The organism is Flavobacterium sp. ABG (assembly GCF_001027725.1).
Classification (GTDB): domain Bacteria; phylum Bacteroidota; class Bacteroidia; order Flavobacteriales; family Flavobacteriaceae; genus Flavobacterium; species Flavobacterium cupriresistens.
Genome location: NZ_LEKS01000007.1, coordinates 99,384 through 111,600 on the forward strand (window position 1 = coordinate 99,384; position 12,217 = coordinate 111,600).

Consider the following 12,217-nt stretch of genomic DNA (forward strand, 5'->3'; position numbering starts at 1 on the left):
GATCGGTAGGATATATCTTTATTTTTGCAGCACAAACCAAAAAACATAAAATGATATTTTTTTACGGAACCAAAGCCAGTAATTTAAAAGATGGACAAATTATAAATGTAGATTGTCCAAATTGCGATACTAATGTATCAATGATTTATAGCATATACGGAAAATACGCACACTTATATTGGATTCCATTTTTTCCAATCAAAAAAGTAACTCTTGCTGAATGCAATTCCTGTAAAAAAACATTTGAAAAGATTGAATTACCAGCAAACATTCAAACAAAACTCGATAGAGAAAAAGAAAAAGATGGAGGGATAAAAACTCCTATTTGGATGTTTTCAGGATTAATTTTAGTTGCTGCCATTGCTATTTTATGCTTTTACAATTCACACCAAACAGATTTAGACAGTGAAAGCTATGTCAAGAATCCAAAAGTGGGAGATGTTTATTTTTTTAACTCTGCAGAGGGACATTATTCAACGATGAAAATCGATCAAGTTTCAAAAGACAGTCTGATTATTTTTGCAAATAAAATGGAAATTGATTCAAAAACAGATATCAATAAAATTGATATCGCACAAAATTATAAAGAGGCATATTCGATATCCAGAAAGAATATGTTGAAACTTTACAATGAAAATAAAATTTATGAAGTTAAACGCGAACAGTAATTTAATCTTCAATACATAATTTGCGAAACGTCGTATTTAACTATACATTCGCCAAAAAAAAGACAAAATGAGCATAGAAAGAGAATTAAACAAACGAAGCGGATCGAAATGTGAACTTTGTGGCGCAACCGAAAACCTAAAAGTATATACCGTCTTACCTACTCAAAAAGGCGGAATTGACGAAAGTATATTCGCTTGTACTACTTGTATAGATCAAATCGAAAATCCGGATAATGTCGATTTAAATCACTGGAGATGCTTAAACGACAGTATGTGGAACGAGAATGTCGCCGTACAAGTCGTAGCCTGGAGAATGTTAAGTCGTATGCGTGCTTCAGGATGGCCGCAAGAATTGCTTGACATGATGTACTTAGACGAAGATACTTTGGCATGGGCGCAAGCAACAGGAGAAGGTGAAGAGGACGAAAATAAACTAATTCACCGTGACAGTAATGGCGTAATTTTAGAGCACGGAGATTCTGTGGTTTTAATTAAAGACCTAAAAGTAAAAGGATCAAGCATGGTTGCCAAACAAGGAACTGCTGTACGTAACATTCGTTTAGATCATGAAAATGCAGAATACATTGAAGGAAAAGTAGACGGACAACAGATTGTAATTATCACACAGTACGTTAAGAAGATATAAGTTTTCAGTCGCAGTCTTCGGTTTCAGTACATTTCTGTAAACTGCGACTGCGACTGAAAACTAAAAAAGGCCGTTCAGAAAACTGAACGGCCTTTTTAATATAGTGTCTGCTAACAAATTATTTTTGAAATAATTTATTAATCTGATCTTTAACGAATGGCTCAGAAACACTGCTTGTTGCAGAAGAAGCATCTTTAGTAGAAACCATAAACTGAACAGTAGCTTTTTCCGGAAGAACACTTCCTGTGTAGTGCAACCAAATGTAATTGTTTGGCAACTCTAATTTGATATCATATAAAGGGCTTGCTGTAAAACCATTTAAAATAATATTGTACAAATTGGTGTAATCGTTATTTACGTTTTTGAAAGTAAACTTTCTTAAACTTGACGATTCGTCCTCATTTTGAATACTAGTGTAATAAACCGTATACTCATCTCCAATTTTTTGAATATAGTTGTTATTTACTTTTCCCAATTTTTCAACTGGTACAGTTTCAAGGACTTTAATTTGTGCAAACGAAACAAAACTAAAGAGCATAAGGGCAAGGGTAATAATGTTTTTCATAATGAATTTGGGGTTAATTTTTACTTATATTATTAAACGCCGAAATTAGGAAAAATTACCTCTAAAACTGCTATTTTATTAACATTAAATTGTTGATTTTGTTCAAAAGCATTTCATTCCTCAATAAACGAACCACAACATATTAATAATCAATAATTTAAATTCAAAAACCACACTTATTTAAGAGATAAAGCTTTACAAAAAGTTCTTCAAATTCAAAAAAACTATCGCTCTTCTTCTTTCTTAACTACCTTTCTGGCCACTTCAATTTTAAATTTCTTCCCTTTCATTTTCTCCTCTTTAATATTCTTAAGGAGCTCTGTTACTTTGTTATATTTTACTGCTGCGAAAGAAATAAAATCTTTTACTTCAATCAATCCTAAATCGCCTTTTTCCAGTTTTCCTTTTTGCGAAAAGAACCCCACAATATCAATTTTATTCAATTTTGTTTTCTTTCCTCCACTAATGTAGATTGTTTGAAATTCAGGTGGTTTTGGTAATGTTGTTGTATTTTCAACATTCAAAACATCCATACCGTAGTCGATGTAATCTAATTTTTTTTCACTTTCGTGAATGAGTATATAAGCCGTACCCGAAGCCTGCATACGTGCCGTACGACCGTTTCTATGCGTAAATTCGTCTTCTTTTAAAGGCAAATGATAATGTATAACGTGTTTCATTTCCGGAATATCCAAACCACGGGCAGCCAAATCTGTTGTAATCAGATAACTCACACTTCCGTTTCTGAACTGAATCAAAGCACGTTCACGCTCATCCTGATCCATTCCGCCATGATAATACACCGAATAAATTCCTTTTTCATTTAATGTATCACTAATACGTTCAGCGGCATCACGATGATTACAGAAAACAATAGCCGATTGCGATTTTAAAGAACAAATCAGATTGAATAAACTCCCTAATTTATCTTTCGCAGGAGAAACCACCATTTTCATCGAAAGATTGGCTTTTTCTTCTTCCTCCGGAATAAAATCTAAAACGGTCGGATTAACCACTCGGGTATATCTCGGAATCTCAATATCTGAAGTAGCCGATACCAAAACACGTTTGTTTAATTTCGTTAGCTTGCCAATGATAAAAGACATTTGCTCATGAAAACCCAATTGCAATGACTTATCAAATTCATCTAAAATTAAAGTCTGAATTTTGTCCATTCGGAAAGTTCCTCTTTCTATATGATCTGCAATTCTCCCCGGAGTTCCGATTAAAACAGCCGGTGGATTACTTAAATTTTTAATTTCAGTGTCAATCGAGTGACCTCCATAACAGATATTCACCTTATAATCAGTCCCCATTTTCTTCCAAACCTGTTCAATCTGTAATCCTAATTCACGTGAAGGAACCAAAATCAAACATTGAACCGAAAGCACTTCAGGCTGCAATAATTCTAAAACCGGCAATAAAAAAGCCAGTGTTTTTCCCGATCCCGTTGGAGAAAGCAGTAAAACATTATTATCGTTAAGAATTGCATCTTGTGCAACTTCCTGCATTTCGTTCAGGCTCTCAATACCTAAATTCGAAAGTATATTATTGGAATGGTGTTTTTTATTCATTTTGCAAAAGTAAACAAAATAGTGTTGTTTATGGGGGTAAAGTTTTTTTTCAGGTTTGGAGGTTCAAGTTTGAAGGTTCATGTTTCAAGTTTCAGGTTTCAAGTTTCAAGTTTCATGTTTCAAGTTTCATGTTTCAGGTTTCAGGTTTCAGGTTTTCCGTAAAAGGCTTCGACTCCGCTCAGCTTGACATACGGTATGTAGTCCTGAGCGAAGTCGAAGGGCGTCCTGAGTAAAGCCGAAGCTCTCTCTGAGTCAAGTCAAAGATCACCCAAACGAAGTCAAAAAACATCTTAAACACAGCATTGCGCCTTTGCGACAAACCTTTGCGAACCTTGCGTTTAAACACGCCATCCAAATCCCCCCATTTCAAACATGAAACTTGAAACTTGAAACCTGAAACTTGAAACTTAAAACGTGAAACTTAAAACGTGAAACCTGAATCTTTTTAAACCTCCTCCAAAATCAATCCCAACTCCTTAACTTCTCCCTCAGTCAATGGCTTCAAGGGACTTCTCAAAAAACCTCCATCGATTCCTTGAATTTCCAGACCTGCTTTTATGGCTCTTGGCAAACCTTTATTCACTATAAACTTCAAAAGATTTAATTGCTTGTAAAACACCTTCTGAGCTTCATTCAAGTCATTATTCTGAATCGCATTATACAGATCCGCATTTAAATTGGGAATCAAATTGGGTGCCGCCGTACACCATCCCGTAGCCCCGGCAGCAAACGCAGCCAATGCCAACGGATTTGAACCGTTATAAAATGCGACATCATCTCCCAGTTCTCTTTTCAAATAATGCATTCTCTGAATATCTCCCGTGCTTTCTTTTATCATGGTAACATTGGGAATTTCAAGAATCCTTTTAAGCAAGGCCGGTGACATGTCTACTCCTCCTGTCGTCGGATTATTGTACGCCATGATTGGTACTGTTATTTGTTTTGCCACAGCATCAAAATGTTTAACGATCTCATCATCCGATAATTTCCAGTAACTCATCGGAATAATCATAACCGCATCGGCGCCTGCTTTCTCTGCAAATTTCGCATGATAAATCGTTCTTTCAGTCGTTAAGTTTGATACTCCAACCAAAACCGGAACCCTGCCTTTGACTTGTTCTATGGTTGCCTCGGTAACGGCTTCTTTCTCTTCGTCTGTCAAATAAGGCATTACACCCGTGCTGCCTAATGGCGCAACTGCATGTGAACCTGAAACAAGCAACCGCTCCAATAGTTTTTTATACAACGTAATATCTACTTTCTCTTCTTTGTCAAATGGAGTAATCGGATAGGCTATAATGCCTTTAAATAAGTTATTTTTCATTTGTTTTTTTTAGTTTGTTAAAGATCTCTTCCTTCTTCCTCTCTCAAGGCAACACCCAAATTTTGAAGTTGTGGTGCGTTCTCACAAGCAATATATTTTGCAGACGCTTCACTACTCAGGTTCTTATGCCTGTGCCAGGCCCAACTCGGAATATAAACGGCATCTCCGGCCTTCCACTCTACCCTTTCGTCTTCAACTTCTGTGTAACCATGCCCTTCTATGACATACAATACGGTTTCATAAGTATGTCTGTGTCTGTTTGTCATCTGATCCGGTAACAGACCTCCAATTGTCATGCTAACATTTTTACTGGGAAGATCAACGAAAAAAACCGGGTGTTTTCTTTCGGTAGAAAATTGATTGTGTACTCCGGCATCTTCTACATTTCTGTGAATTAATTTTTCCGGTTTCACAAATGTTGGTCGGGCAAAAGTTTGGTGAAAATCTTTCGATGAAAATTGTTCTTTAGTTTCCATAATTTTTGAAATTTTGTTTACTGCAGTATTGCGTTTTCAAAACTACTTCAACTTTGGACTATACAAGTGGCACAGTTTTAAAACAAACTACTAGTCCAGTTTGAATTTCGGAGAATTAAATTTTAAAGAAACATTCCTGATAACTACAAAAGCATTAAAAACATTTACAACAAATAATTATATTTGACTCCTATTAAAAACCCAAATCATGAGACTTTTCACAATTCCCATTTTACTTTTCACCCTTACAATTTTCGCGCAAAACACCAAAAAATACGACACTTTTTTCGAAAAAGGCAATGGAAATCAAGCGGCCGATTATCACGAAACTATAAAGTACTACACTCTTTTGTCCCAAGATTTTCCAACAGTTCAAATGCAGGAAATGGGGTTGACAGATTCAGGATATCCTTTACACATGATTACTTTCAATCCCGATGCTGCATTTGATTTTAATGCCATTCAAAAAAACAAAGCTGTTCTTCTTGTCAACAACGGAATCCACGCCGGAGAACCGGACGGAATTGACGCCACCATGCAATTGTTCAGAGATTTAGCTTTAGGAAAAATCAAAGCGCCAAAAAATACGGTTATTGTAACAATTCCGGTGTATAATATTGGAGGTGCTTTAAACAAAAACTCAACCACAAGAGCCAATCAGGATGGTCCGGAAATTTATGGTTTCCGCGGAAATGCCCGAAACTATGACTTAAATCGGGATTTAATAAAGTCCGACACCCGAAATACCAAAAGTTTTGTCGAAATTTTCCAGAAAACAAATCCTGATGTTTTTATTGACAATCACGTAAGTAACGGATCAGATTATCAATACAAGCTTACGTATATTATGACGCAACACAATAAACTGGGAACCGTTTTGGGTGATTTTATGAATACCGAAATGATGCCGGCTTTAGTGAAAGATTTACAAAATAAAAAAATTGAAACAACCCCTTATGTAGATTCTTTTAAAGACACACCGGACAAAGGTTTTGGCCAGTTTACAGACAGTCCGAGGTATACTACGGGTTATACTTCACTATTTAATACAATCGGTTTTGTGGTGGTAACACATTCATAATAGTAAAATTTATATCTTTGTCTAAAATAAGACTTTTTAGACATGATAAACCTAGCTATTTACCTCAGGGTCTCCACGCTTGACCAGTCATTTGAGCGTCAGCGTTCAGATATAGAAACATTCATTAACCGCTCTTACGGTGTTGGAAATGTCAACATTGATGTTTACAATGAAAAAATCTCAGGTTATAAAAATAGCAATAAACGTCCTGAGCTAGATAAGCTAACAAGCTTAATAGAAAAAGACCCACAGCACTATAAATGTATTTACGTAACCGAAATGTCTAGGCTCGGTCGTAATCCACTTGAAACCCGCATGCTCGTCAACGACTTGCTTTTTAATAAGAAAGTTGATATTTGCTTAACCTCAAATAATGGGGGTACTTACTTCTTAAATCCTGACGGCTCAGTTAACGAAATACAACTAACCGTTTTTTCTTTGTTAATGGATTTTGCGGACATTGAAGCCAAGACACTTAAAACCCGTTCGATGTCAGGTAAGAGACAAAATGCTTCTAAGGGTGGTGCAAGCGGTGGCGCATTTGCTCCTTACGGTTACGACCGTATTAACAAAATGTTGGTTATAAATGAAGTTGAAGCGGAAATTGTTAAACAGATATTTGACGACTACACCCACGGGTTAGGGTTGCAAGCAATCGCAAACAAATTGAACCAGCAGGAAATACCAACCAAATCACATTCAATGTACGGTGATAAACTCATTGGTGGTAAACCTGCAAATCAAATGACATGGTTAGCCAGCCAATTAAAAGACATGATACAACAACCTTTGTACTACGGCTTGCGTGTGTTCCAAAAAAACAAAGAAGAACTTAAAGCCTCCTTTGAAGTACCCGAACTTGCGATTATTTCAAAGGAATTATTTGACCATTGCCAAGACATAAGAGAAAACAAAAGGAGTAACGGACGCAATCTAATGACTAAAAACGTTGTGCTGTTGCAGTATCTTATTAAATGCGGGTCGTGCGGTCGTAATTTTACACATGTTATAAACAAAGTTACAAAGTATTACGCTTGCGCTAGTTGTGTTGTCCCACCTTATACTAACAAATGCGGCAACAATTCAATTAAAATCAACCTTTTGGATTCTGCTATTTACGACGCTTTCGAAGATACACCACAAATATTGCAATATCTTAGTGATACCGAGGCAATCAAAGAAGAGGTAACACGCAAAATTGAACTTATAAATTCAAATTTACCAGTTCTTGAAAAGGAATTAACCAAGTATGAAAACCGTATCGATAGGTTAATCAATGATTACTATGACGAGAAAGTGCCGCCAGCGATTTACGAAAAGAAACTAGCTCAGTTTAATACCGAAAAAAACAATATCGTCACCCAACTGTCAACCCAAAGAAAACAGTTGCTTTCAAGTACCGAAACGCTAGCCAATCTTAACAAGCCAACAACCAACACAGAGCTATTAACAGAAGCAAAAACCGACCGCAATAAGTTACAGGCTATATTTAAACAGATAATCAAATCAATCACGGTCTATAAAGTGGACTTACGCAATACCCGATGTGACGTAAGGCTACAAATTGCTGGCGAAGAGCTTCCCGATGTATTGACATTTATTGTCAATCGCCAAGGCGCAACCAAAAGCCCGCCAGTTTTCAAATACAAAACCTTTCTAATTAAACCCTTTGACCCGCATACAGAAGTTGAAGACGACTACAACACCGAGTTTTATAATAACGAAAAGTACAAAGACATAAAAGATTGGCAGTTTGTAACTAAAAATCAAATAATTTTAAACTAACCTTAAGCCTTGCAAATGCAGGGCTTTTATATTTTCGTTAATACATTCGTTAATCACTTCGTTAAAATTATTCGTTAATATTTTAGTAGTATTAAATTAATTGTTTTATATTTGTACAAGTTAAAACAATTAATAACACAAATCACTACACAATGGCTTACATCACTACAGAAGCAGTTAAAGAAATGAGAAACCAATTAAAACAACTTTACCCACTAAAACAGGGTTGGAAATTCTCAGTAACACGTGAACACTATTCATCGGTAAGATGCTGCATACTACAAGCACCAATCGAGTTGAGACAAGACGCAAACAAAGAATACGAAAGCGTTAACCACTTTTGGTTAGAATCTCATTACAAAGATTTTCCAGCTATCCAAGAGGTACTTAAAAAAGTGGCTGGCGTTCTTAACCAAGACAATTACAACAATAGCGACTTAATGACCGACTACCACGACGTGGGACATTACATAACTCTTAAGGTTGGAGACTGGGACAAACCTTTTACAATCAAAGCATAAACACCAAACGCCCCGCAAGGGGCTTAATCTAAACACTAAAAATCACAATGGTAAATATTCCCGTAACACCCGAAATAAGAATCAGAATCGAAGCCGCTTTAACTGAAACAATCCAAGTCCTGCAAAACGAATTGAAGCTTGACGAAAAAGACCAAGACCCCGAAGCAATCCAAGAATACCGTGACCACATAAAGAAATTAGAATCAGCATTAGAAACTGGTATATACAACAAAGCCCCTTAATAGGGGCTTTCGCTTTTATTAAAATGTAAAATTTTATTATCGCTTTGTTATTCTACCAGCCATTAATGTTGAGCTTAATGAAACCAACCCCGAATGAACACCGTCAACACATTGTTCTAAAATTTGTGTTGTATTAAATGTTCTTGCACCGTCCGTGGCTAAATAAGTTTTGCTATTAATGGCACTTTGAATTGAAACATCTAAATCAGGATTACTAAAAACCTCGATAGCTTCATCTATATTATTATTCTCAGAATAGATATTTTGTTTTACAGCGTCATTTAAAACATGCAAAAAGTTATTTACAAACTTCGGTATGTTAGAATCTATTGTAGCATGAGCACTATTTAAAATGTTCTCAGGTAATACGTTGCCGTATTCGTTTGTAATTGTTGCATACATTTCTTTCGCCTGCACTAGAGTTTTAAGTATTTCCGCTCTCATTTTTAAGGTATTAATTTATAATTTTGGTAAGAAGCTAATATACTATTTTATTTTATTTATTTCCTCTTGACTTATTATGTATAAATACTATAATTGAATTAATAACTTAACGCTCATATTTTTTTATGTTATTTTTTGTTAAGCTATTGAAGTCACATATTATTATTTTATAACAAAGCCCTATTACCATTGTGATAGGGTTTTCGTTTTTTGGTAGTCTCAGAAATAAATATATCTTTGCCCCGATGTTTTCAGGGTGTAGTGACCCCGTTAATGTTTTAGTGATTTATTTGGGAGGTGTCCCAAGTAAGTGAATTAATTGATAACCCCTTGGTATTGCTAAGGGGTTTTTTCTTGCCTAGACCTTTTTTTCAGTTTTTGGTGCTTGGTGAGTGTAAGGTGTGTCTCAGTTCAGAAAGCCCCAAAACACCGAAAATCAGGCAAAAAAATAAGCCCGTTTAAGAGCTTATAATTTCATCGTGGCGTTATGTATTGTTGCTGTGGTTATCGTTTAACTGCTGGCTCGCTAGGTGGTGCGAACATATCAGCCACGGGGTTATAAAAGAACTGACCCCCACCCATTGCTTTAAAGTCGTTAGATACTCGCTGCACCGTTGATAGGTTCTTGTTGGTAATAGCTGCAATCTGTCTCATTGATAGGCTGGTCTTGCCCTTGGCGTTGCTCTTCAATAGCTTAACGATTGGTTGGTTATTAGCGCACCGTTCCTCAGGTGTTATCTTGCTACCTGCTACACGCCCTTTGTACTTCTTATCAGGGTTAAGCATAGCTAAGCGAATGCCCTCGGCTTGACGTTCTCGTAAGGTCTCCAACTCCTGCACCGATATGTTAGCCAGTATTGAAACTATCATGTTAAATATCGGGTTTGGCTTGCCGTCGATAATACTATGCATATTGATGTTAGCAATGTGTATGTTAACGCCCTTATCCTGCATGTACGTAACGGTGTCAATAACGTCTTTCAGCGACCTACCAAAGCGGCTCACCTCATGCGTCGAGACCTGAGATATAAGCCCCGCTTCAATGTCTTGCATTAGCTGCTGTGCTGCTGGTCGGTCGGCAAACTTGGTTTTACCGCTGATTATATCAATGTAAAGCTTATCGGTTGTATTCTGCTGGCGTTCGGTCTTCTGCTTTCTGTCGCTAATGCGTATATACTTGGCTGGTTGTTTTTCTGTCATAACGTATTGTTTAACGGTTTCATTAATGCAAAGGTATAAATTTTATTTATATCGTGTTAGGGTTTACCCTAAACGCAATGCATTTATTTTATTATTGTTCTATATCAACGCTTGGTTTTACTGGTGTTCCCAAAGTGTGCTTAACCCACACCCTAAGTTGATACAGAAACGAGCCAAAAAAAACCACTCACTAAAATGTAAGTAGTTGAATTTGGTATCGTTGAAGATGAATTTTTACTATCCCATTAATTTAGTGGGATAAAAAGCTGAAAATTTGGTGAATTAAAAAAAGAATTTCAAAGCACTGAATCAAAAAACTTTTAAGGTTGCGTTACTTGTGTACCTCTTACTCGCCTCCATTCTGTTCTAAACATGCGAACAAATTGCCACAAAAAGACTGGCACCATTACCCACAAAAAAGCAACTCTTAAGAAAAAAGTAAAACTACTAGAATAATAGTAACTAATTAGTATTGCTACACATAAAAGAAACGCTGAAACACCCGTCAATATAGTTATTGACATTGGATAGTCATTAAGTTCATATAAATATCGAATTATAGAAAGCATAGTCAAAACATACCAAGCAGAACTTAATGAAAAGATAACTGCTATTTGCACGTAAATTGGAAACTTAAAAAATTCAGGCTTAAATAAACAAAATGGCACAGTCCAAAATGCACAAGTAATAAGCGCATATACAATCATTTGCTTTGAAAACATGTTAAAACCCTTAAAACTATCTAAATAGGTACTCATAATAAAGTTATTTTTGATTAGCGAATCTAATAAAAATATTACAAAATAACTTATCTAAATTTTGAATGTTTATATTGTTTTCTTCTCGTAATCTTTAAATGATTCTCTTTTTTCACTCTTTAGTGGTTCTTGCTGCTTTTTAAGCTGCTCTTGAAAGTAGTAACCTAATTCAATTGATGCTTGGTATTGTGCCGATAAGATTACAACATTTGTTATTAGCTCTTCTTTACTTAGTTGCTCCAGTTGATTGATTTGTTCTTTTGTCATATTTATATTTGTTTTCTATAAATATCTGCTCGAACTAAAAAAAGTAAAGCTTTTTATGCATTGATGTTGTTTTTTGTTGCGGCTATGTGCGGCTTGATTACAAAACCCCGTTTAAAGCTGCATAAAGGGCTGTTTCAAGAATGTAGATGCTCCGCTATAATTTCATATTTAAAATCTAAAAAAAGGTTTGAAATCTTTTTCTTTTAAAAACTCTTCCAGCGGAAAAAATGAAGCCGTAAAGCAAAATACCGCCTCAGGCAAATAGCCATTAATCTCTTTTTGGATGTTCTCATTATTTAAATTCTCGAAAAACTCCGCACCAACGTACTGCCTAACGGCTAAGTTGTTTCGATTCCGTATAGAGAACACACATGTACAATTCTCTAAATTAATTTCGTCCTTTTCTATTGGAAAATTTATAATGTAGTCAGGGTTATATCCCTTACCTTGAACTGTTACAACGTCTGTACTGTAATCATAATTCTTTTTTCTTATTGTCATTTGTAAAATGTTAATTATTAATTCTTTGTTTTTCGGCTAGTGTGTGCCTAAATTTTTAATATGTGTTTTAGCTGGTCAATCCGTTAACCGTTCTTTTGGCTTTTGCTTCTTTCGTAACGCTCCAATAGTTCGGCTAGTTCTTTGTTGACTTTGCCCTGCATTTAC

The 12,217-nt window shown here is 35.7% G+C and carries 14 protein-coding genes and 1 pseudogene; 6 read left to right on the plus strand and 9 right to left on the minus strand.

Annotation, left to right across the window (positions count from 1 at the left end; translation table 11 throughout):
- The first annotated feature begins 50 nt into the window (after positions 1–50).
- Together AB674_RS09340 and AB674_RS09345 are read left to right on the plus strand one after the other, a co-directional pair.
- Positions 51–668 carry a zinc-ribbon domain-containing protein gene (locus tag AB674_RS09340; protein WP_047775959.1) on the plus strand — a complete coding sequence of 206 codons (618 nt, stop codon included), beginning with the start codon at positions 51–53 and terminating at the stop codon, positions 666–668.
- Between the two features lie 67 nt (positions 669–735).
- Positions 736–1,314 carry a PhnA domain-containing protein gene (locus tag AB674_RS09345; RefSeq protein ID WP_047775960.1) on the plus strand — a complete coding sequence of 193 codons (579 nt, stop codon included), beginning with the start codon at positions 736–738 and terminating at the stop codon, positions 1,312–1,314.
- A 118-nt stretch (positions 1,315–1,432) separates the two neighbouring features.
- On the opposite strand, the gene AB674_RS09350 is transcribed toward AB674_RS09345, so the two are convergent.
- The 4 genes from AB674_RS09350 to AB674_RS09365 form a co-directional block, all read right to left on the minus strand.
- Positions 1,433–1,879: a hypothetical protein gene (locus tag AB674_RS09350; protein ID WP_047775962.1), complete on the minus strand. Its 447-nt coding sequence runs from the start codon at positions 1,877–1,879 to the stop codon at positions 1,433–1,435.
- Between the two features lie 224 nt (positions 1,880–2,103).
- On the minus strand, positions 2,104–3,453 hold the full coding sequence (locus AB674_RS09355; RefSeq protein WP_047775963.1) for a DEAD/DEAH box helicase: 1,350 nt from the start codon (positions 3,451–3,453) through the stop codon (positions 2,104–2,106).
- A gap of 445 nt (positions 3,454–3,898) precedes the next feature.
- Positions 3,899–4,777, minus strand: coding sequence for a dihydrodipicolinate synthase family protein (locus AB674_RS09360; RefSeq protein ID WP_047775965.1), 879 nt, complete (start codon positions 4,775–4,777; stop codon positions 3,899–3,901).
- A gap of 17 nt (positions 4,778–4,794) precedes the next feature.
- Complete coding sequence (locus AB674_RS09365; RefSeq protein WP_047775967.1) at positions 4,795–5,253, minus strand: cupin domain-containing protein; 459 nt, start codon at positions 5,251–5,253, stop codon at positions 4,795–4,797.
- 208 nt (positions 5,254–5,461) lie between these two features.
- Between AB674_RS09365 and AB674_RS09370 the strand changes: the two are divergent.
- From AB674_RS09370 to AB674_RS09385, 4 genes and pseudogenes are all read left to right on the plus strand, one after another.
- Positions 5,462–6,328: pseudogene (locus AB674_RS09370) on the plus strand (M14 family zinc carboxypeptidase); the annotation flags it as partial.
- A 48-nt stretch (positions 6,329–6,376) separates the two neighbouring features.
- Positions 6,377–8,119, plus strand: coding sequence for a recombinase family protein (locus tag AB674_RS09375; protein ID WP_047775968.1), 1,743 nt, complete (start codon positions 6,377–6,379; stop codon positions 8,117–8,119).
- Positions 8,120–8,271: 152 nt separating this feature from the next.
- Positions 8,272–8,640: an LPD29 domain-containing protein gene (locus tag AB674_RS09380; protein WP_047775969.1), complete on the plus strand. Its 369-nt coding sequence runs from the start codon at positions 8,272–8,274 to the stop codon at positions 8,638–8,640.
- Positions 8,641–8,687: 47 nt separating this feature from the next.
- On the plus strand, positions 8,688–8,882 hold the full coding sequence (locus AB674_RS09385) for a hypothetical protein (RefSeq protein WP_047775971.1): 195 nt from the start codon (positions 8,688–8,690) through the stop codon (positions 8,880–8,882).
- 36 nt (positions 8,883–8,918) lie between these two features.
- On the opposite strand, the gene AB674_RS09390 is transcribed toward AB674_RS09385, so the two are convergent.
- From AB674_RS09390 to AB674_RS09410, 5 genes are all read right to left on the minus strand, one after another.
- Positions 8,919–9,326: a hypothetical protein gene (locus AB674_RS09390; protein WP_047775973.1), complete on the minus strand. Its 408-nt coding sequence runs from the start codon at positions 9,324–9,326 to the stop codon at positions 8,919–8,921.
- A gap of 504 nt (positions 9,327–9,830) precedes the next feature.
- On the minus strand, positions 9,831–10,526 hold the full coding sequence (locus tag AB674_RS09395) for a recombinase family protein (RefSeq protein WP_053004230.1): 696 nt from the start codon (positions 10,524–10,526) through the stop codon (positions 9,831–9,833).
- A 320-nt stretch (positions 10,527–10,846) separates the two neighbouring features.
- Entirely contained in the window at positions 10,847–11,284 is a 438-nt protein-coding gene (locus tag AB674_RS09400) for a hypothetical protein (RefSeq protein WP_047775974.1), read from the minus strand.
- 69 nt (positions 11,285–11,353) lie between these two features.
- Positions 11,354–11,551, minus strand: a complete 198-nt coding sequence (locus tag AB674_RS09405) for a hypothetical protein (protein ID WP_047775976.1) — start codon at positions 11,549–11,551, stop codon at positions 11,354–11,356.
- Between the two features lie 168 nt (positions 11,552–11,719).
- A complete protein-coding gene (locus tag AB674_RS09410; RefSeq protein ID WP_047775977.1) occupies positions 11,720–12,052 on the minus strand; it encodes a hypothetical protein in 333 nt (110 codons plus the stop codon).
- Positions 12,053–12,217: the final 165 nt, after the last annotated feature.